Origin of the sequence: Streptomyces sp. NPDC048424 (assembly GCF_040651555.1) — a bacterium.
GTDB lineage: Bacteria > Actinomycetota > Actinomycetes > Streptomycetales > Streptomycetaceae > Streptomyces.
The window spans coordinates 113902-134657 of record NZ_JBEZKE010000018.1; the positions used below are offsets into that span (position 1 = coordinate 113902).

Here is a 20756-nt window from a genome sequence, read left to right on the forward strand (position 1 = left end):
AATGAGACGTCCCCGGACGAGCGTCCCGTGGTCCCGTGAGGGCCCGACGCATCGGCCGATCGTCGTCGGCCGCGCACCCGCCGCTGCCCGCCGGGCAGCTGCCGCACGACGTGGAGGGCTGATGCGTCCCTATCCGCCGATCGCCGAGCACGGGCTCATCGGAGACCTCCAGACGTGTGCGCTCGTCTCCTCCGAAGGCGTGCTGGACTGGTTCTGTTCGCCCCGCTTCGATTCGCCGAGCGTCTTCGCGGGACTGCTCGACCACGAGCACGGCGGCTACTTCGCCATTACCGCCGAGGCTGCTTCCGGTGTCGCGGGCGGCGAGCCCGCGGACGGGACGGGCGTCGTCACCCGGCAGCTCTACCTCGCCGACACGGCCGTACTCGTCACCCGCTTCCTCACGCGCGAGGGCGTCGGCGAGGTGGTCGACTTCATGCCCGTCCACGATCCGCACACCGTCACCGACCGCCACCAGGTGGTACGGGTGCTGCGGGCGGTACGGGGCTCCGTGCGCTTCGCCCTGGAGTGCCGGCCGCGCTTCGACTACGGCCGCGCGCCCCACGAACTCCACCTGGGCGGCGCCATCGCGCGCTTCGAGGGGCCGGGCATCACCGCACATCTACAGGCCCTCGGCCCCCTTCCGCTGGAGGCCGACGGGGACGACGTACGCGCCACGGCGACCTTGACGGCTGGTGAGCGCGCGGCCGTCGTCCTGACCGTGTGCGACGCCCGGAGCGCTCCCCCACCGCTCCTGAACGCGGACGACCTGGCCGAGGCCTTCAGCGCCGTACACCACTTCTGGCACGGCTGGACCTCGCGCTGCACCTACCGCGGCCGCTGGCAGCAGATGGTCAACCGCTCCGCCATCACCATCAAGCTCATGACGTACGCGCCGACCGGCGCACCGATCGCCGCCGCCACCATGGGCCTGCCCGAGCAGGAGGGCGGCGAGCGCAACTGGGACTACCGCTACACCTGGATCCGCGACGCCTCCCTCTCGGTCCGCGCCATGCGCGACCTCGGATTCACCGAAGAAGCCAACGCCTTCCGCAACTGGCTCCAGCAGCGGCTGCAGGACGGCGGAGCCCCCAACGGCGAGCCGCTGCAGATCATGTACCGCGTCGACGGGGACCCGTACCTGACCGAGGAGGTGCTCGGCCACCTGACGGGCTGGCGGGGCTCCGCCCCGGTGCGCGCGGGCAACGGCGCCGCCGGACAACTGCAGTTGGACATCTACGGGGAAGCCGTCTACGCCCTCGCCCAGACCGGCCAGGTCGGCAACTTCATGGGCTACGACGGCTGGCAGCGTTCCGCCGCCCTGCTGGACTGGCTGTGCGACAACTGGGACCGCCCCGACGAGGGCATCTGGGAAACCCGGGGCGGCCAGAAGGACTTCACCTACAGCCGCCTCATGTGCTGGGTCGCCCTCGACCACGGCATCCGCCAGGCCACCGCCATGGCCCGCGCGGCCGGCGTACCCCGGTGGACCGCCGCGCGCGACGCCATCCTGGAACAGATCATGACGCGCGGGTGGAGCGAAGAGCGCCGGGCGTTCGTCCAGCACTACGGCAGCAACGTACTGGACGCCTCCCTGCTGCTCATGCCGCTGGTCGACTTCATCACGCCGCAGGATCCGCGCTGGCTGTCCACCCTGGAGGCGATGGACACCGAACTCGTCTCGGACAGCCTCGTCTACCGATACGACCCCGCCGCCTCTCCCGACGGCCTGCGGGGCTCCGAGGGCACGTTCTCGCTGTGCTCCTTCCTCTACGTGTACGCCCTCGCGCGTGCCGGCCGGGTCGGGCAAGCCCGTTACGCCTTCGACAAGATGCTCACGTACGCGAACCACGTCGGGCTGTTCGCGGAGGAGATCGGACCGACGGGCGAGCAACTGGCCAACTTCCCCCAGGCCTTCACGCACCTGGCCCTCGTCGCAGCGGCTCTCGCCCTCGACACGGAACTCGACCGGGCCACGGGCCACACGGCCGACCCTCCCGGCTAGGCCGTCTCTTTCGGATCCGCCTGGAGGGCCTTGAGGGAGAGGGACACGCGTTCTCGGACCGGGTCGACGTCGAGGATCTTCGCGGTGATCTCCTGGCCGACGGAGACGACCTCGGAGGGGTAGTCGAAGGGGGCCCAAGACAGCTCGGGGATGTTGATCATCGCGATGAAGCCGCCGATGTCCACGAACGTGACGCCGAAGTCGGCGATGTGGGTCACGGTGCCGGTGACGACCTGGCCCCGCTGGAGGGCTCGGGTCGTGAGGAAGGCCCAGTTCCGGTCGCTCGGGGTGGGGTCGGTCCCCCAGCGGGCCCGTACCACTCCGTCGGCGTCCGGCATGACGGCGGTGATGAAGGGCACGCGTTCGTCGGCGTACATGGGCAGGAGCGCCGCCGCACCGGCACGGGACATCCGGGCGGCCAGCTCCGCGTAGTCGTCCTCGTCGACGATGGCGCTGTGGATGCGGCCGTCCTCGTCCTGCCAGACGCCCTCGACGAGGCCGTCGGCGGGGAACGAGCCGAGGACGGCGTCGACGTCCGAGGACAGGTCCGGCCACACGGCCAACCGGGCACGGGGAGCCAAGCCGGCGCGAACCGTGTCGAGGGTCTCGGCGGTGAGGCGGTACCAACGGGAGGCGCCTTCGATGGGCGTCTCCTCCAGGAGCCCCGCCAGGCCATGGGCGACGCCATACCCCAGGCGGGCCCAGAACGCGTCGTCGCCCGGCCGCTGGACCTGATCCTCGTCGGTCTCCATGTCGTACGGGGACGCGTCCACGCGTTCCGGGAACAGCCCGAGCGCGCGGGCCCGGGCCTGCGCCTCCTCGCAGGGAGAGCTGCTGCCGACGAAGAGGTACTGGTCCCAGCCCACGTGCACGGCGAACGCACCCTCCGCCTCCAGCCGGCACCAGGCGCCGCCGTCGCGCAGCATGACCCGCACCAGTGCGAGCGCGGTGTCGAGCGGAACCTCCGCACCGTCGTGAAAGCCCGTCGGGACGTCGCTGTCGCGCGGGAAGAGCCCGTCCAGCCCGAAACCGTCCATGGGCGGCTCGGCGCCGAAGTGCACGAAGGACGCGATCGCCGGCTCGCGTACACAGAGGCGGTCGACCCCGGACTCGACGGCGAACGCCTCGACCGCCCGGAGGTAAGCCTCCTCGACCACACCGTGATCGCTGACGCTGTCCTCGGCGCCGACGTAGGAGCCGCGTTCGTCACGGTCGGCGGGGTCGTACTTGGTGACGCGGTAAACGTAGGGGAGCACACCCCCATCCTCCCTGGCCCCACGGCCCGGCCACCGCCGGGGCCGGTTGTACGAAGCCGGGCCGGCCGTCGCCGTCGGAGCCGATCAGTACGGCGGGTCACATCCCGCCCGTCAGCCGTTCAGCGACCCCATCAGCTCCGGGGCGTAGCGGTCGCCCGAGGCCACGCCGTGGGGGGCCACGGCGTCGATGGCCGCCAGGTCCGCGTCGGTGATCGTCACGGCGGTGGCGGCGATGTTCTCCTCCAGGTAGCGGCGGCGCTTGGTGCCCGGGATGGGTACCGCGCCCTGGCGCAGGGTCCAGGCCAGCGCGAGCTGCGAGGGCGTGACGCCCTTCTCGGCGGCGAGACGGCGCACCTGGTCGACGACGGCCAGGTTGCGGGCGAAGTTCTCGCCCTGGAAGCGGGGGTCGGTGCGGCGGAAGTCGTCGGCGGCGAAGTCGTCCGGGCTGGTGATCGCGCCGGAGAGGAATCCCCGGCCGAGCGGGGAGTACGCGACGAGTCCGATGCCGAGCTCGCGCATGGTGTCGAGGACTCCGTCGTGCTCGATGCCGCGCTCGAAGAGGCTGTACTCGGTCTGCACGGCGGCCAGCGGGTGGACGGCGTGCGCGCGGGCGATGGTGGAGGGCGCGGCCTCGCACAGGCCGATGTGACGGACCTTGCCGGCGGCGACGAGCTCGGCCAGGGCGCCCACGCTCTCCTCGACCGGCACGTTCGGGTCGATGCGGTGCAGGTAGTAGAGGTCGATGTGGTCGGTTCCAAGATGGCGCAGGGAGCGGTCGGCCGAGCGGCGGATGTACTCGGGGGTCGCGTTGTGGCCGACGAAGGCGCCCTCGTCGGTGAACTCGACGCCGGTCTTCGTGGCGATCACGGCGGCTTCGCGGCGGCCGGCGAGGGCCTTGCCGAGGAGCTGCTCGTTGAGGAAGGGGCCGTAGCCTTCCGCGGTGTCGAGCAGGGTGACGCCGAGCTCGAGGGCGCGGTCGATCGTGGCCAGCGACTCGGTCTCGTCCGTGGCTCCGTAGTGGGCGCTCATACCCATCAGGCCGAGCCCCTCGGCGCCGACCTCCAGCCCCTGGCCGCCCAGCGCGCGCATCTCCATCACGGTCTCCATCGTGCTCTCCTCGGTAAGTAACTAACTGGATAGATAGAGCGTGCACCACACGCGCGCCAGATGTCAATAACCAGATAGTTACTTGCTACGCTGCGGGGCATGGCACGGGATTCCAGCGCGACCAAGGCACGCCTGCTCGACGCGGCCTTCTCCGAGTTCGCGACGCACGGCATCGCCGGCGCGCGGATCGACCGCATCGCCGAGAGCGCACAGGCGAACAAACGGCTCATCTACGTCTACTACGGCAACAAGGAGCAGCTCTTCGACGCCGTGCTCCAGCGGGCGCTGGAGACGGGTTCGGAGTCCGTCCCCTTCGACGTCGACGACCTGCCCGGCTACGCGGGCGCCGTCTTCGACCACCTCGTCGAGCGGCCGTCGCTGATGCGCCTGGTGCTGTGGAAGCAGCTGGAACGTCCGGGGAGCACGGACACCGAGGCGGCGTCCTACCAGGGCAAGATCGCGGCCGTGCGGCAGGCGCAGGAGGCGGGCCGGATCGACGCCGGGATGGACGCCGCCGACGTACTGACGCTGGTGGTGGCCCTGTCGCAGGCGTGGTTCGGCGCGATGGGCGGTCCGGCGGCGGGCGGTACGGCCGCGGTCGGCACGGCCCCCGGGAGCCCGGCTCCCGGGAACACGGCGGTCGGCGGGGCCGGTTCCGACTGGGCACCCGCCCAGCTCGCCCGCCACCGGGCGGCGGTCGTCGAGACCGTACGCCGGATCACCGCACCCCGCAGGGACGGGAGTTGAACCTCCGGCGGGTCAAGTGAACTCGGCCCCTGGGCGGATGGGGTCGCACGGGTGAGCCGGCCGGCTCCTCGATAATGTGAGGGCGGCCGGCCTGCGCCGGCGTTCGTGGGGTGATTGCTCGGCACGGGGAAGAGGGGGCGGCTGGGATGCGCGTGCGGATCGACAGTGGTGACGGGGGCGGCAAGGCCGGCGGGTCCCCCGGGAACGGCCGGGATGCGGCGGAGACCGCCGGGCTGACCGGGGAGTTCGCCGACTGGCTGACCCAGGACCGGGAGGTCTCCCGGCACGCGGTGGTCCGCCGCGTCCGCGCGCAGGCCCCTGAGGGTGCGATGTCGGGTGATCTGGTCGAGTGGATCGCTCTCGCCGTCTCCTCCGGGTTCTCGACCGCCGCGCTCGTGTACGCGCACCGGACCTTCCGCGCCTCCCTCCCGCCCCGTCTGCGCTCCGGCGCGCGGCTGGTGGTCGAGCACGACGGCGTCCGCGTGGTCATCGAGGACGGCACGGAGGAGGACGTGGCCCGCGTCGTACGCGCCCTGGCCGGGGCGGAGGCGGCCGGGAGCCCCGAGGGCGGTACGGGATCCGCCCCCGGCCTGTCCCGGGGCGCGGCGCCGGAGGATGCCAGCGGTGCCGGTTCCTGACCCGTTCGCGAGCCGGGCGGTGCTGGTCGGGATCGACGGCTACGCCCACCAGGACCTGGCGCCGCTGCCCGCGGCGGCCGCCGGGGCACACCGGCTCGCCGAATTGCTGCGCGATCCGTCGGTCTGGGGCCTGCCCGCCGCCCACGTCACGGTCCTGGGCGCGGACGCCTCCATGGCCCGCGTCCTGGGCGCGGTGCGTGACGCGGCCCTGGAGGCCACGGACACCCTCTTCGTGTACTTCGCCGGGCACGGGCTGCGCGACCGCGACGAGCGGCTGTACCTGGCGCTGGCCGAGGCGGACGCGGATCATCCGCAGATCGGGACGGTTCCGTACCGGGCGTTACGCGATGTGGTGCGGCAGGCCGGGTACCGGGCGCGCCACCGGGTGACGGTGCTGGACTGCTGCTACAGCGGCCTGGCCGGTGCCATGTCCGCCGGCGGTGTCCCCACGCGCACCGACCTCGCCCACGCGCTGGACGAGCCCGCGCACTCCGGTGGGAGCGGGCCGGCCCCGGGGCTGACGACGGGCGCGCACGCGGGCCGGAACCCGAACGGGTACGGGGACGGGCACGGCGACGCCGCCTGGGACGGGGGCGACCACGACGACTACGGGGACTGCGTGCTGACCTCGGCTCCGCCGACCCGACGCTCCTTCGTCCCCCGGGGCGCCCGGTTCCCGGAATTCACCGGCCTGCTGATCACCTTGCTGGAACACGGCGTCGCCGACGCGGGCGCGGAGCTCAGCCTGGAGGACGCCTGGCGCCGGATCCTGCGGCGCATGCGCGAGCGCGGCAGTCCCGAGCCGCAGCAGTTCGCCCAGAACTCCGTCGCCGCCCGGATCCGCCTGCGCAACCGGGCTGCCGCGCCCGGCCATACCGCGGTGCCGACCGGGCCGGCTGCAGCAGCGACCACACGGAGCGCAGCCTTCACACCGGCCGCACCGACCGTGGCCACCATGCCGGCGGCAGCCCTCGCGAGTGCCCGGCACCCCGACGACGTCCCGCCGGGGAAGAGCTTCGAGAACGGGCCACTGGCCGTCATCGACGCCGCCGAGGACGGCCGGGTGCGGGCCCACTGCGCGACCGGCGCGGTGCTGGACTGTCCCGCCCGGACGCTCGACTCGCTCCTGGAGTGGACGCTCACCCGGGCACGGCTCGGCGCGCCGAGACTGAACCGCAACGGCAAGGAAGCCGATCCGCTGCTCGTCCTCACCTCGGGCGCAGCGGTTCGGTTCGGTCTCCCCGCGCGCCCGGAGAGCGTGTGGCCCTCCGGCCTCCCGCGCCTGCCGGACGATCACGAGGTCCTCAAGCAGCTGCGGCAGGCGGACTGGCAGCCGACCGAGCACGGCTTCGGCCCCTGGGCGAGGCTGTACCGCCCGGTCCGCCACGGCCGGCGCCAGTGCGTGCAGTTGTGCCTCCTGCCCTGGGGTGCGCTGGACCCCCACCACTGGGGCCCGACCGCGCAGTTGCCACCGGCCGAGCTCGCCAGGCTGCTCGGCACGTACGCGGAACGCATCATCACCCCGCACGGGTCCGCCGCCGCCACGGGCCTGTCGCTCATGACCGCACTGCGGCCGCCGACCCGCGCCGTCAGGGACGAGCGGACGGGAGCCTGGGTGTCCGAGCCGAATCCCGGCGCCCTCACGTGGGCGGTGGACTGTGCGCCCTGTGAGGCCCCGGACGGGCACCCGATGCTCGCCGACCTGTACCCCCCTTCGCACCGGCGCACTCCTGACCAGGTCCTGCGGGAGGAGGCACACCGCTGGTCGCGACCGCTGACCGGTGCCGAACGCCTCAAGGCGTACGTGGTCGGCATCAGGGTGACCATGCCGCTCGCCGCGGCGGGGAACCGGCTTCGGGTGGGCCTGGACGCGCCCGTGCACGTCGAGCGGCCCGTCTTCGACAAGTCGGTGCCCGGCAGTTGGCTGGTGGACCTGTCTCCCGTCACCCTCGACGAGCGCCTGCCCTCCCCGTTCACACCCGACGGCCGGCCGCCGGCCGGCGCGGCCTGGTACACGACCCCGACCCTCGCCTACGCCGTGGAACTGGGCTTTCCCGTGCAGCCCGTCGAGGCGTACGTCCGTACCGCGGGCGGCGCCTACCTGGAGCCCTGGTACAAGCGGATTCGCGACGGCTACCTGGCCACCATGGCCGACCTCGGCGTGACCGCCGGTCTCGGCGGCCGGGAGCTCCTGGACGCCCTGGCCGTCCACCGGCAGGGCGATCCCGGGCGGGCCGGCGTACTCGACGCGATCGCGGCCACCGCCGAGGACGGCGTGGCCAAGCTCGGTGAAGGTCCGCCCGAGGCGGGCCGCAGGCCCGGACGGCCCTGGTCCGCCCCGCAGCGCGCGACGTGGCGACCCGACATCCGCGCCACCGTCGCCGCGGCCGCCCGGGTCAACACGCACCGCAAGATGCTCAGGCTCGCGCAGGAGACGGGCCTGTTCCCGGTGGCGGTCTCGGCCGACCGCGTCGTGTACGCGTCCGACGGCCCGTCACCGCTGGACCTCCTCCCCCACACGGCCGAGGGCAAGCCGCTCCCGGGGACCTTCCGGCTGGGCGTCTCGCCGGGGATGGCCACCCATGCCGGTACGCGGACGGTCGCATGGGCCGAGCGGATGCGCGAGGAACACGGTCCGGACGTCAACATCGCGGACCACATCGGCGCCCCGCACAGGGCCTAGCTCGATCTTTAACGTCTGGGCCGTTGGTCAGCCGCTGAATAGGGTCGAGGTGATCTCAGGCCGCGTGGGACCATCTCGGCATGCGCCTGGTAGCTGACGGAGCCACGCCGACCTCGCGGTTGGTACTGGTCAAGGACCTCGAAACCGACGACGGGTATGCCTTCGAGCTGGCAAGCCCGCTCTTCCTGGCTGCTGGTGATCGAATCGCTTTCGAAGACGGCAGACTTGTCGTCGTGCGGACCGGTGGAGTGCCGCTGTCGCCGGCCGGTGACTGGTCCACTCGTTGCGGGCCCGGATCTCTGCGCCGCCGGTAGAAGCCGCTCCTCGAACGGTGCGTCGTACTTGATCACTCGGTGCGGTAACCGCCGTACACGGAAGCGGCCTTCGTCTGAACATGTGCTCCGACCAAGGAACACACACATTCAGCACGAAGGCCGTGAGGATGAGTCTGCTGCACCGCGATGCCCGCCGAGAGGCGTTGGCCGAATTGTCGCGCTTCCGGGGCGAGTTCCACTCCTGTCTCACAGCTCGTTCGGACGCCCCCTTCGAGCTGGCGGACGCGGTTCTGTGCGGTGACGGGCCGGTGAGGTCGCCGGCCGAGCTGTCGCTGGTGGGCGAACACCTCCGCGGTCACGGAGGCCTCTACGCCGCGCTCGCCCAAGGCCGGATCGACACGGACCGGATGCGACGAGCCCTGGCCGCGGTGCCGCTGCCGCGGCCGCAGACGGCCGGCTGGTCCTGGCCGTCGACGTCACCTGCTGGCTGCGGCCGGACGCCCACACTTCACCGCAGCGGATCCTGTGTCACACCTACGGCCGGGGCAAGGACCAGCACATCCCGGTCCCCGGCTGGCCCTACTCGATCATCTGCGCGCTGGCACCCGGCCGCAGCTCGTGGACCGCGCCGCTGGACGCCCGGCGTATGGCACCCGGGGACGACACCGCCACTGTCACCGCCCGGCAGCTGCGTGACCTGGTCGAGCGCGGCCCGGAAGCGCTCGGACCGTGTCCTGCGCCGGCCGGCGCCGCCGCGGGAGCCTCACACCAGGGGCCGTCCGCCCCGGCACGGCGGCGAGTTCGTCTTTGGGCAACCCGATACCTGGGGCACCCCGGACACCGAAACCGTCACCGACACACGCCTCTATGGCACCGCCACCGCACGGTCCTGGGACAGGCTCCACCCCAAGCTCACCCACCGCTCATCCTGGTCCGCAGCCGACGGCACCCTCCCCATCATCGAGGGGACCGTGATACGCCTGGACATCGATCACCTGCCCGGCGGAGCCACCCCGAAGCCGGTCTGGCTGTGGTGGTCGGGCACCGACGCAGACGCAGCGGACACCAACCGGCTCTGGCAGGCATACCTGCGTCGCTTCGACATCGAGCACACCTTCCGCCTGTTCAAGCAGACCCTCGGCTGGACCTGCCCGAAGATCCGCACCCCCTAGGCGGCGACAGCTGGACCTGGCTGATCCTCGCCACCTACACCCAACTGCGACTGGCCCGGCCACTGGCGGCCGACCGGCGCCGTCCCTGGGAAAGGCTTGTTCCCGCGGACAGACTGACGCCCGCCCGTGTCCGCCGCGATTTTCGGCACATCCGCCCGACAGCCGCCTGCCCGGCTCGGGCACCGAAACCCACCCGCCCCGGACCCGGACGACCACCCGGCGGAAAAACACCCGACCCACCCCGCGCCGCGACGTCCACACACCCCGCAAGACGGGCACCGTCACGTCCCGGAACAAGAAGTCGACGACCCCTCGACCACGCCGCACAGGTTAAGGATCAAGCTAGCCGGAGCCGGTAGACGCCGTTGTACATGCTGCCGCTCAGCTCGACTGCCGATTCAACGGCCGATACGGGGTCGAACGCGGCCTGTGCCACCGCCTGGGCGTCACCGGCGCTCACGCCCTGCTGCCGCAAACACTTAGGGTCCTCGCCTGATAAGCCCTGGCGAGGACCCCGTTAAGAAGTCATCTCATTTGGCGATTCTGCGGTAGCAGATGAGGGTGCAGGCGATGCTGGTGAAGGCGAGGAAGTGCTCGGCCTTGCGTTCGTAGCGGCGGTGGAGCCGGCGGCAGCCAGCCCGAAGCCGCTCCCGCCGACCTCATCTGGCCCGTGTGCGATTGTCACGCCTCCCAGGTACGTTGAGCCGTCAGTCGAGGGAGAACGCTCGCGAGGGAGTCGCCCCGCAACGCGTGGCTGCGGGGCGACGATCCACTTTCTTGCGAGAGCTCGTGCCAGCCTGGAAGCGGCCCATTCGTCCGCTTTCCTGACCGCCGAACAGCCTGCCTGAATCGGTCCATAGCGGACCCGCTTAAGCGCCGTCAGGCCTTGTGAAACAACCTTTAGTGGGGTTTAGTCGACCGTCTGTCCGTCGTACATACCGCCCCTGCAGGTCGGGAGCACGGGCGTCGACCGATCGATCGTTCCGCCGTTGTCCGTGCACTCACCCGGGGTGACGCTGGCCGGGGTGACGCTGCCGGCGGTGGCGGTGGCGGCGGTGGCGGTGGCGGCGCCTGTGAGGCCGAGTCCGGCTAGGGCTGCCGTGGCGAAGACTGCGGCGAGGATTCGTCGAAAGCGCATTTGGTTCGCCTTTCACAGATTGCCTCGGTTGGGGCACTAGCCAGCTTGATCTTCACCCGTGTGGGTGGCACGTCGTGTTAGGCCATTCGGGTGACAGTGTTGTCGGGTGCGGGGTCGGTGACGCGACCCGTCAGAGCGGATGGAAGCCCGTGCCACATCCGTGCCAGGAAGAGCGGATCCCAGCGGTCAAGAGCAGTCAAGCCCGACGCCTCGCGATTAATCACCAGAGGCCGTTTGCGCTGGTCAGCGTCAACCCCCTCCGTGTCGGCCCGGTGATTCCCAAGCTCAGAGCGCGGGTTCGATTCCCGTCACCCGCTCCACGGCGAAGGCCCGGCGCATAGGCGAATCCCAAGGGTCGTTGCCGCACGTGATCACCGACGTGTGGTGGCGAGCAGTTTAGGCAGGCGCTCGGCTGGGGTTTCCCAGCCGAGCGTCTTGCGTGGGCGGCTGTTGAGTTCGGCAGCGACTGCGTCGAGGTGGTCCCGGGTGTGGCCGGACAGGCTGCTGCCCTCAGAAGTCATCTCATTTGGCGATTCTGCGGTAGCAGATGAGGGTGCAGGCGATGCTGGTGAAGGCGAGGAAGTGCTCGGCCTTGCGTTCGTAGCGCGGTGGAGCCGGCGGCAGCCAGCGAGCCAGGCCATGGTCCGTTCTATGGTCCAGCGGTGGCGTCCGAGCCGCTGCGAGGACTCGATTCCTCTGCGGGCGATGCGGTGCTTGATGCCGCGCTGACGTAACCATTTCCGCAGGTGGGCGTAGTCGTAGCCCCTGTCTGCATGAAGCTTGGCGGGCTTGCGCCGACGGCGTCCGCGGCGTGAACGGACGGGCGGGATGCCACGTACCAGGGGTTCGAGTGCCTGCCTGTCGAGCAGATTTGCCCCCGAGATTCCGACGGACAGGGGCAGACCTGTTCGCTCCGTGATCAAGGGATCTTCGATCCGAACTTGCCCCTGTCGACAGGATTCGGACCTGTCAGGTCCCCCTTTTCAGGGCTCGCATGTTCACCGAGTCGATCGCGCAGCGGGACCAGTCCAGCTCGCCGCGGGCGCCGAGCTCGTCGAGGACCAGGCGGTGGAGCTTGGCCCACACCCTGGCCTTCGTCCACTCGGAGAAGCGTCGGTGGGCTGTCGCCCCCGACGGCCCGAACGATGACGCGGGCAGCTGCTGCCAGGTACAACCCGAGGCGGCAACGAAGACGATCGCGGCCAGTACTTCACGGTCACCATGCCGACGCCGTCCACCACCCTGAGGCCTCGACGGCGCCTCCGGCACCACCCGCTGGAACAGCTCCCACAACTCATCCGGCACCAGCCGCTCAACAATCCCCGCCACGACCAACAGCCTACCCAACCATCCAAATGAGATGGCCTCTAGGTAGCTATCCAATGCCATGCTCAGCCGCCGTGCCGAAGCGCGAATGCCGCCGGAGCGGGCCGAGCCGCCGCTGGGCGAAGGTCGGGCGAGTAGCCGCGCCTCGGGTGAGGGACACCCGAACGCCTCGGGGCCAGGGCTGACTGGGCGGTAGGAATGCCCCGTGAAGGGGACCCAGACGGTGTCTCCCCGACCCCGATCAGGCGATATGCATATTTTGCTACCTATGTTCAAGGTCAAGCTCACCGCCCTCGCGGGCGCCGCGGGGTCCCTGGCGACGCTGGTCGCCTTGCCCACCCCCGCCCACGCTCACATCCCGCTGCCCGTCGCTTGCAGCGCGACAGCCCTGCGCACTGCCATCAACCGGGCCAACACCCTCCCCGGCCCGGACACCCTCTTCCTCGCCCTGGGCTGCACCTACACCCTCACGGCCGCAGACAACCCCGGAAACGGCCTCCCCAGGGTCACCAGCGAGATCAACGTCATCGGCAACGGCAGCACGATCCGCCGGCAGTCCGCCACGGCCTTCCGCATCCTCGACGTCGCAGGTCCCGGCGGCCGACTCACACTGAACAATCTCACTGTCAGCGAGGGCCAAGCAGTCAGCGACGCCGGCGGGGGTATCAACGCGGGCATCGGCACCACCCTCACCCTCAACTCCACCACCGTCACCAAGAGCAGGAGCGGCAGTGGTACCGACGGCGGAGGAATCTCCAGCGCAGGCACACTCACCGTCCGCAACAGCACCGTGAACTACAACTTCTCCTTGGAAAACGGCGGCGGCATCGCATCATTCGGCACGGCCACGATCTCTGGCTCCACCATCGCCGGCAACGCCGCCCGCTCGGACGGCGGCGGCATCGACGCCCGCGGAACCCTGACCGTGACCAACACCAACATCACCGACAACGCGGCCCGCCTGGACGCCGGCGGCATCAACGCCTTCAACGTCACCGGAACCGTCACCGACTCCCTCATCCGGGGCAACGTCTCCGCCGAGGACAACGCCGCCGGCGGCGGCGCCACGACCCGGGGCAGCACCAACCTCACCCTGCTGCGCACCACCGTCTTCGCCAACCGCTCCTTCGGTAACGACGGAGGCGGCGGCCTCGCCAACCGCGGCGCCACCCTGACCGTCCGCGACAGCCCCGTCACCCGCAACTCCGCCCGCATCGCCCCCGGCGGCATCCTCAACGACGGCGGCACCGTCAACCTCACCGGCACCACCACCGTCACCGAGAACATCTTCACCAACTGCGCCCCGACCCCGATCGGAACCTGCACCGGCTGACGCATCGACCCGCCACCTGCCGCCAAGTCACAGCGGCGAAGGCACACATCCGCCCGGCGACGCCCAGGACGGTAGGGGGAACTTCCCTCGTTCCCCTGAGCGCGCCGCCGCGGTGCGCCATGGTCAAGGCAGGGGCACGCCGTCGTGGCGGCCCGCCTCGCAGAGGCAGGGTGACACCATGGCAGACGACCGGGAGACCTGGACGACGGAGGAGCTCGGCCGCTCCCACGAGGGATCGGTCGGGGCCCTCCTGACCGATGGTCAGCGTCCCGCCGCCGGCTCTCTTCGACACCGGGTCGGGCCCGGATGCGCACCAGAGCTCCCACTGGTCCGTCTACGACGGGCCGCCTCTCCCACATCCGCCGCGCGGCCGCGCTGCGCGGGGTGTGCTCCTTCGGGTGGACCGGCCCGGAGCGCCCCCGGACTGGGAGGCGATCGGCGCGCAGGACCTGGAGGAAGCCGCTGAGGAGCAGGCTGATGCGTGCTGCCAGGACCGGGACGACCACACCTCCGCCGTCGAAGCCGCCACGATTCCGCTGCCCGAGGCGGTCACCCGCCTCCTGGGCCAGCTGGAAGCCGAGATCGACAAGCTCGCCGCGATTCGCGCGGTGCGCCGGACGGAGACGACCATCGGCGGAGTCGGGTACTGGGCGGCCCGCTACGCCCAGCAGGACTCGACCCCGGCGCAGGCCGCGGCCGCGCTCGGGCTGACCGAGGACGCCACCCGCCGCGAGCTCGCCCGCCTGCCCCGCGGGCACCCATAGACCGCATGCCGCTCGGCAGTCCGAATGCCGCGCAGGCCGAGTCGGAAGTGCGCGTCACGAAACAAGATCACGTCGGTGAGGAGACGGTGGCGGCTGGACCAGCGTGTGGAGCGCGAGGCAGGGGTGAACGATCCGTCCTTCGCCCGGTTCTGCCGCGCGGCTAGGGTCTGTCGCGAAAGTGGATCTTGTTCGTTCATGATCACGCCTTGTGGGACGTGGCGATCTGACGCATGGCCAGTGGGCCTGGCTTGAGCCGTTGCTGCCGAGGGGTATCAAGCCGGGCCGGCCGCAGGTGTGGACGCGAAGGCAGCTGATAGACGGCATACGGTGGCGGACCCGGACCGGTGCTCCGTGGCGGGACGTGCCCGAACGCTACGGGCCTTGGGACCGGGTCCATGACCTGTTCCGACGCTGGCAGCGGGACCTCCAGAATGAGCCGCCCGGCGGAGTCTTCGTTGAGCCGGCCGACCACGGACTCGGACGTTCCCGCGGCGGGCTGACCACCAAGATCCACCTCGCCGTCGAGCAAGGGCAGATAGCCGATGTCCGTGGTGATCACGGCCGGGCAGCGGGGTGACTCCCCGCAGTTCGTCCTCGGAGGGAGACAGTCCTGGAGGCGATCCGGGTGCCCCGGCTCGACCTGGGCAGACCGCGCAAGCGGCCGGACCGCGTGCGGGCCGACAGGCGTACGACTCCCCCAGCAACCGCTCCTACCTGCGCAGACGCGGCATCAAAGCCGCCATCCCAGTCCCGGCGGACCGTGTCCGCAACCGGCTGGGGCGAGGCTCGCGCGGCGGACGGCCGCCGAAGTCCGACAAGGACGACTACAAGCAGCGGCACGCGGTCGAGTGCGGGATCAACCGACTCAAGCGCCACCGAGCCGTCGCCACCCGGTACGACAAGCTCGCCGTCCGCTACGAAGCGACAGTGCTGGTCGCAGCCATCAACGAATGGCTGTGACCAGCACTTTCACAACAGGCCCTAGGCCCGGGCCGGGCCGGGAGACGCGTTGCGGAACGAGCGGCGGTAGCTGTCCGGTGGCACGCCGACGATGCGTTTGAACTGGCGCCGAAGTGTCGTGGCGGTCCCCATGCCGGTGGCGAGGGCCACGGCCTCGATGGTCTCGTCGGTGGCCTCCAGCAGTTCCTGGGCGCGGCGTACGCGCTGGATCAGGAGCCACTGGAGCGGCGTCTGGCCGATCACCGACCGGAACTGCCGTCCGAGATGGCGCGGGCTCGTGTTCGCCTTCCGCGCCATGTCGGTCACCGTCAGCGGCTGGTCCAGCCGCTGACGGACCCAGGCGAGCAGGTGGGCGAGTGCGTGGTCGCCCGCGGCCTGGACCGGCGTGGCCACGAACTGGGCCTGGCCGCCGGGCCGATGGGGCGCCATGACGAGGCGGCGGGCGACGGAGTTGGCGATGGTGGCGCCGTGGTCGAGGTGGATCAGGTGGAGGCAGAGGTCCACGGCGGCGGCCTTGCCCGCGGCCGTGAGGACGCTGCCGTTGTCCGTGTACAGCACGTCCGGGTCGACGACGGCCAGCGGATGACGTGCCCTCAACTCCTCCGCGTGCGCCCAGTGGGTGGTGGCCCGCCGCCCGTCCAGCAGGCCAGCGGCGCCGAGTACGAAGGCTCCGGTGCACAGGGAGGCGACCCGGGCGCCCGCCGCGTGGGCCGCGCGCACGGCCTCGACGAGCTCCGCCGGCGGCGGTTCGTCGATGTCGGCGCACGCGGGCACGATCACGGTGTCCGCTTCGGCCAGGCGCTCCAGCCCGTGGTCGGGCTCGACCGTGAACGGGCCGACCCGCACCGGCCCGGGCCCGCAGAGCAGGACGTCGTACCAGCCGTCCGTGGCCTCGCGCGGGGGATTGCCGAAGATCTCGTAGGCCACGGCCAGTTCGAAGTGCAGCAGGTGACCGGCGGCCGGCAGCGCGACAGTGGGCATGTCCGAAAGTGTACGCATGATGTCGTTCCGGACCATCACGATCGGGGGGTGCCCGCACCGAGACTGAATCCACCAGGACATCGAGAGCGGGGAACGATGAGCGCGACAGCAGCAGTGGTGGTTTTCGGGGCGACGGGGCACACGGGCCGGTTCGTCGTCGCCGAACTGCGGAGGCGTGGTTTCGCCACCGTCGTCTCCGGCCGTGACGCGGCCCGGTTGGAGGTTCTGGCCGCCGATTGGGGGGACGTGGAGGTGCGGCCGGCCACCGTGGACGACGCGGGCTCGCTGGACCGGGCCCTCGCCGGCGCGGCGGCCGTCATCAACTGCGCGGGACCGTTCGCGGTGACGGCCGGCCCGGTCGTGGAAGCGGCCCTGCGCGCGGGGATCCCGTACGTCGACGTCGCGGCGGAGATCGAGGCGAACGCCTCGATGTTCGCCGACCGTGCGCAGGCGGCGCGCGCGGCGGACACGCCCGTGGTGCCGGCGATGGCGTTCTACGGCGGGCTGGGCGACCTGTTGGTGACCGCGGCGATGGGCGAATGGACCGCCGCGGACACGGTGCACGTCGCGTACGGGCTCAACGGCTGGCATCCCACGCCGGGCACCCGGGTGGCGGGCCGGGTTTCCCACGAGCGTCGCGCGGGCCGTCGGGTGCGGTTCGCGGAGGGCGCGTTGCAGTACCACGACGACAAGCCGTGGGAGCAGGACTGGGTCTTCCCGGAGCCCGTGGGCCGGCGGGCGGTGATCGCGGAGTTCACGATGGCCGATGTGGTCACCGTTCCCAGCCATGTGGCGGTGCCCGAGGTCCGCACCTACATGACGGTCGAGGCCGCGCGGGACCTCGCCGAGGAGGACACCCCGGCCCCGGAGGCGGTCGACGCCCTGGGGCGGTCGGACCAGACCTTCGTCGTCGAGGTCGTGGTGAGCGCGGGTGGTGTCGAGCGCCGGGCCTCGGCTCGCGGCCGGGACATCTACGCGGTCACCGCACCGCTGGCGGTGGAGGCCGTCGAGCGCATCCTGACAGGGCGCGCGCGGACGACGGGTGTGGCCTCGGCGGGCGCGATGTTCGACGCGGCGGACTTCCTCCGGGCGTTGGCCCCGCACGTGTCGGTCGAGCTCCCGCACTGACGGGCGAGGGCCTCGCGCCACGGCGAGGGGCGGAGGGCCGGGATGGCGGGGGCGGCGAGGGCGGTTGGGGCGGCGGGGGCCGGCTCCGTCAGAGGCGGAGGATGACCAGGGCCGCGTCGTCGGTGACGCCGACGGGCGGGATGAGATCGGTCAGCAGGGCGTCCGCGAGGGCCTCGGGGTCGGCGGCGCGGTGCCGTGCGAGGGCGTCGGCGAGCCGTTGGAGGCCGATGTCGATGTCCTCGCGGCGGCGTTCGATCAGGCCGTCGGTGTAGAGGACGAGGACGGAGCCTTCGACGAAGGCGGTCTGGGCCTGGGGGCGGCGTGTGTGTTCGGGCCGGGCGCCGAGCGGGGGGTCGGTCGCCTGGTCGAGGAAGCTGACCGTGCCGTCGGGCCGGCAGAGCGCGGGCGGGGGGTGTCCGGCGCTGCTGTAGGTGAGGACGCGGTCGCTCCAATCGATGAAGACCGACACCACGGTGGTGGATTCGGCCCCTTCGATGGCGCGGGCGTACAGCCCGAGGACTTCCAGGGCCTGGGCGGGACCGCCGACGACGCGCGAGGCGGCGGACAGGGCGCTGCGGAGCTGCCCCATGACCCCGGCGGCCCCGAGCCCGTGGCCGACGACGTCCCCTACGGCGACCGCGGTGCGGCCGGGCATGTCGACGAGGTCGTACCAGTCGCCGCACACGTTCAAGGACGCGGTGGCGGGCCGGTAGCGGACGGCGGCCTCGTGGTGGCCGAGGGGCCGGGGGGCGGGCAGCATCGCCTCCTGGAGGTGGAGGGCCACCTCGCGCTCGCGGGCGTGGGCCTGCCGCAGGCGCGCGTTGACCTCCTGCAGCTCCCGGCCGCGGGTGTAGAGGTCGGACGCCAGCTCCTGGGCGCGGTCGGAACCGCTGCCGGCTCCGACGCGGGCCCGGATGAGTTCGGTGACCTCCTCCACCCGGTGGAGGAGCAGTGCCACGCTGCCGTCGGGGGCGAGGACCGGGACGTTGACGGGGCTCCAGTACCGCTCCTCCCACACCCCGGGCCGGCTCTGGTGCTCCACGTCGTAGCGCTGCAGGGCCATGGTGTCGCGCTCCCCGGTGGTCGCGACCCGCTCCAGGGAGGCGCGCAGGTTCCGCATGCCGGTGGCGTCCGGATCGCCGGGGTTGTCGGGGAAGACGTCGAAGAAGTAGCGGCCGATCATCTGCTCGCGGGTGCGGCCGGACATGACCAGGAAGGCGTCGTTGGCGTCCACGTACACGAGATCGGGGGTCAGCAGTGCGACCGCGCCCGGCAGGGCTTGGAAGACCGCCTCGTAATCGATCCCGGATCCGTTCACGATCCACCTGTCCGCGCGCGTCCGTACCCGCATGGGCCTGTTCCCACGATAGGTGCGAGCGGGGAGGGCGGGCCTGTCACAGCCCCCGGCCTTGGGCCGTTCGGACCCGGCCGGACTCGGCGTCCTGCCCGGCTTCGGCGGCCCGGCCGGCTTCGGCGGCTGTGTAGGAGGAGGCGAAGGTGAACGCTCGGGGGGACGGCCCGTGCGTCCGCAGGTCCGCCAGCCGATCCAGGGCCTCGCCGACGGTCGGGAGGTGCCCGGCGGGGATCCACCAGAGCACCAGGTGAGCCTCGACGTGCCGTGCGAACCAGTCGCGGCGCCGCCGCATCACCTCCAGGTGCCCGCTGCGATAGGCGAAGTCCCACAGGGCCTCCTGGGTCTCCCACACCGACAGGTTGACGATGACGTCCTCGCCCGCGGGGCGCAGGCCGGTGGCGTCTGCCGCCCCCTCCTCCACGAGCCGCCACACGAAGCCGGGCGCGCCGTCGGCGGCGGCGTTGACCGGATCGAGCATCTCGACGAACGACGCCACGCGCGGGTCGTCGAAGGGATGGAGGAGTGTGGCGACGTTGAGCTGGGCGAGGTGGGCGGCGGCAGGCCGGGATGCGGTCATGACCTCATCCCAGCACGGCCGCTCTTTCTATGTCAATCATCATTGTTTTTAGAATCCTCGACCACCACGCAGCACTCCCCCGGCCGGGCGTCCATACGGGCGCGGACGGGGCCGTCCGCGCCGAGCAGCCCCTCCAGCAGAGCGAGGTTCATGCCGCAGACGAGCGGCGGGAAGCGTTCGGCGACGGCATGGAAGGGGCAGTTGCGCATACGGACGACAGGCGCGGCCTCTCCGGCCTCCCCGGCCGCCGCGTCGGCGGCCTCGCCCCCCGCACTCCCCACGCCTTCCAGGTGGGGTTCGTAGCCGCGGGCGGCCAGCACCTCCATGGCCTCCTCCAGGCCGCCGCACGGCGGCGCCGATCCGCGCAGGGCCTCGCCCCGGCGGCGCGCGGCCGCGCAGAGCCCGGCGTCCAGCCCGGCCTGCTCGGCGGCCTCGGCGAGCAGCTCGGCGGCGGTGCGGTAGTCACGGGCGGGCAGCGACACCGACCACTCGGCCCGCGCCCGCGTGTACACCTTGGCGGGGCGGCCCGCCCCCGGCCCCGAGCGGCCCGTCAGGCGCCGGCTCCCGCTCTCCAGCAGCCCGGCCTCGGTGAGCTTGTCCAGATGGTGCGCGGCGAGCGTGCGCGCCACTCCGGCCGCCTCGGCGGCCTCGTTGCGGCCGACCTCACGCCCCTGCGCCACCACGTACTCGTACAGGCGGCGGCGCACCGGATCCTGCAGCACCGCGATCGCGTCGATGTCCTCCATCCACCCATTCTAGGAACAACGCATGTTGGAGATAGAAACCCCCGGCGAGCGGGATGAGGCGGGCGGCGCGACGCCGGCCGCTCCTCAGCCGCGTTCCGGTGCCCCGATCGCGACGAGTTCGACCTCGAAGCCGTCCTCGTTCTCCAGGTAGGCGGCATGGTGCTGCGCACCGCCCGCGTGCGGATGCCGGTCGGGGAACATCAGCCGCCAGCCGTGCCGGGTCGCTTCCCGGGCCAGCCGCTCGACCTCCGTGTCGTCCTCGACGTGAAAGGCCAGATGGTTCAGTCCCGGCCGGCACCGGTCGTGCTCGGCGGCGGTGAGGGCCGGAGACTGCTCGATGACCAGGTAGGTCGGCCCGAGCCGCCAGCTGCGTCCGTTGCTCCAGTGCTGGTAGGGCGTGTGCCCCAGCGCCTCAAGGAGCCAGCCGAACGAGGCGACCGCGCGGTCGAGGTCCGGGACCCACAGCTCGACGTGGTGCAGCATGCCGTGGGCGGGCGGGACGGGAGCGGCGTGGTGGGATGCGTTCACAGGCCGATCATGGTCCGGGGCGACTCCTCGGGGCCATCCCT

General features: G+C 71.7%; 15 protein-coding genes and 5 pseudogenes. 10 read left to right on the forward strand and 10 right to left on the reverse strand.

The window, feature by feature from the left end; all coding sequences use genetic code 11:
* The first annotated feature begins 121 nt into the window (after positions 1-121).
* Positions 122-2002, forward strand: coding sequence for a glycoside hydrolase family 15 protein (locus tag AB0D29_RS24885; protein ID WP_362857161.1), 1881 nt, complete (start codon positions 122-124; stop codon positions 2000-2002).
* Between the two features lie 11 nt (positions 2003-2013).
* Here the strand turns inward: AB0D29_RS24885 and AB0D29_RS24890 are convergent.
* Positions 2014-3258, reverse strand: a pseudogene (locus AB0D29_RS24890) (S1 RNA-binding domain-containing protein); the annotation flags it as partial.
* A gap of 111 nt (positions 3259-3369) precedes the next feature.
* Positions 3370-4353 (reverse strand): aldo/keto reductase, encoded by a 984-nt coding sequence (locus tag AB0D29_RS24895; RefSeq protein ID WP_362857244.1) that lies wholly within the window; start codon positions 4351-4353, stop codon positions 3370-3372.
* A 111-nt stretch (positions 4354-4464) separates the two neighbouring features.
* Here AB0D29_RS24895 and AB0D29_RS24900 point away from each other — a divergent pair, with 111 nt between their 5' ends.
* The 5 genes and pseudogenes from AB0D29_RS24900 to AB0D29_RS24920 all read left to right on the forward strand — a co-directional run bounded on the left by AB0D29_RS24900 (position 4465) and on the right by AB0D29_RS24920 (position 10214).
* Positions 4465-5112 (forward strand): TetR family transcriptional regulator, encoded by a 648-nt coding sequence (locus tag AB0D29_RS24900; protein ID WP_362857163.1) that lies wholly within the window; start codon positions 4465-4467, stop codon positions 5110-5112.
* A gap of 146 nt (positions 5113-5258) precedes the next feature.
* On the forward strand, positions 5259-5750 hold the full coding sequence (locus AB0D29_RS24905) for a hypothetical protein (RefSeq protein WP_362857164.1): 492 nt from the start codon (positions 5259-5261) through the stop codon (positions 5748-5750).
* A complete protein-coding gene (locus AB0D29_RS24910) occupies positions 5737-8433 on the forward strand; it encodes a caspase family protein (protein WP_362857165.1) in 2697 nt (898 codons plus the stop codon). The genes AB0D29_RS24905 and AB0D29_RS24910 overlap by 14 nt, the downstream gene beginning before the upstream one ends.
* Before the next feature lie 80 nt (positions 8434-8513).
* Positions 8514-8747 carry a hypothetical protein gene (locus AB0D29_RS24915; RefSeq protein WP_356799846.1) on the forward strand — a complete coding sequence of 78 codons (234 nt, stop codon included), beginning with the start codon at positions 8514-8516 and terminating at the stop codon, positions 8745-8747.
* Between the two features lie 128 nt (positions 8748-8875).
* Positions 8876-10214: pseudogene (locus tag AB0D29_RS24920) on the forward strand (transposase).
* 196 nt (positions 10215-10410) lie between these two features.
* Here AB0D29_RS24920 and AB0D29_RS24925 read toward each other — a convergent pair.
* The 3 genes and pseudogenes from AB0D29_RS24925 to AB0D29_RS24935 all read right to left on the reverse strand — a co-directional run.
* A pseudogene (locus tag AB0D29_RS24925) lies at positions 10411-10518 on the reverse strand (IS5/IS1182 family transposase); the annotation flags it as partial.
* A gap of 272 nt (positions 10519-10790) precedes the next feature.
* Positions 10791-11018: a hypothetical protein gene (locus tag AB0D29_RS24930; RefSeq protein WP_362857167.1), complete on the reverse strand. Its 228-nt coding sequence runs from the start codon at positions 11016-11018 to the stop codon at positions 10791-10793.
* A gap of 522 nt (positions 11019-11540) precedes the next feature.
* A pseudogene (locus AB0D29_RS24935) lies at positions 11541-12338 on the reverse strand (IS5 family transposase).
* A gap of 274 nt (positions 12339-12612) precedes the next feature.
* On the opposite strand from AB0D29_RS24935, the gene AB0D29_RS24940 reads away from it, so the two are divergent.
* The 3 genes and pseudogenes from AB0D29_RS24940 to AB0D29_RS24950 all read left to right on the forward strand — a co-directional run bounded on the left by AB0D29_RS24940 (position 12613) and on the right by AB0D29_RS24950 (position 15401).
* Positions 12613-13677, forward strand: a complete 1065-nt coding sequence (locus AB0D29_RS24940; protein ID WP_362857168.1) for a hypothetical protein — start codon at positions 12613-12615, stop codon at positions 13675-13677.
* Positions 13678-14075: 398 nt separating this feature from the next.
* Positions 14076-14441 (forward strand): hypothetical protein, encoded by a 366-nt coding sequence (locus AB0D29_RS24945; RefSeq protein ID WP_362857169.1) that lies wholly within the window; start codon positions 14076-14078, stop codon positions 14439-14441.
* A 208-nt stretch (positions 14442-14649) separates the two neighbouring features.
* Positions 14650-15401 (forward strand): annotated as a pseudogene (locus AB0D29_RS24950) (IS5 family transposase).
* Between the two features lie 21 nt (positions 15402-15422).
* Here the strand turns inward: AB0D29_RS24950 and AB0D29_RS24955 are convergent.
* A complete protein-coding gene (locus tag AB0D29_RS24955; RefSeq protein ID WP_362857170.1) occupies positions 15423-16382 on the reverse strand; it encodes a helix-turn-helix domain-containing protein in 960 nt (319 codons plus the stop codon).
* Between the two features lie 96 nt (positions 16383-16478).
* Here AB0D29_RS24955 and AB0D29_RS24960 point away from each other — a divergent pair, with 96 nt between their 5' ends.
* Positions 16479-17510: a saccharopine dehydrogenase NADP-binding domain-containing protein gene (locus AB0D29_RS24960; protein WP_362857171.1), complete on the forward strand. Its 1032-nt coding sequence runs from the start codon at positions 16479-16481 to the stop codon at positions 17508-17510.
* Between the two features lie 88 nt (positions 17511-17598).
* Here the strand turns inward: AB0D29_RS24960 and AB0D29_RS24965 are convergent, their stop codons facing one another.
* The 4 genes from AB0D29_RS24965 to AB0D29_RS24980 form a co-directional block, all read right to left on the reverse strand.
* A complete protein-coding gene (locus AB0D29_RS24965; RefSeq protein WP_362857173.1) occupies positions 17599-18861 on the reverse strand; it encodes a SpoIIE family protein phosphatase in 1263 nt (420 codons plus the stop codon).
* Positions 18862-18904: 43 nt separating this feature from the next.
* The gene (locus tag AB0D29_RS24970) at positions 18905-19441 is read right to left on the reverse strand and encodes a DUF3291 domain-containing protein (RefSeq protein WP_362857174.1); all 537 of its coding nucleotides are present in this window, start codon (positions 19439-19441) and stop codon (positions 18905-18907) included.
* 32 nt (positions 19442-19473) lie between these two features.
* Positions 19474-20187 carry a helix-turn-helix domain-containing protein gene (locus tag AB0D29_RS24975; RefSeq protein WP_362857176.1) on the reverse strand — a complete coding sequence of 238 codons (714 nt, stop codon included), beginning with the start codon at positions 20185-20187 and terminating at the stop codon, positions 19474-19476.
* A gap of 84 nt (positions 20188-20271) precedes the next feature.
* Positions 20272-20670, reverse strand: a complete 399-nt coding sequence (locus AB0D29_RS24980; protein WP_362857246.1) for a VOC family protein — start codon at positions 20668-20670, stop codon at positions 20272-20274.
* Positions 20671-20756 lie beyond the last annotated feature (86 nt).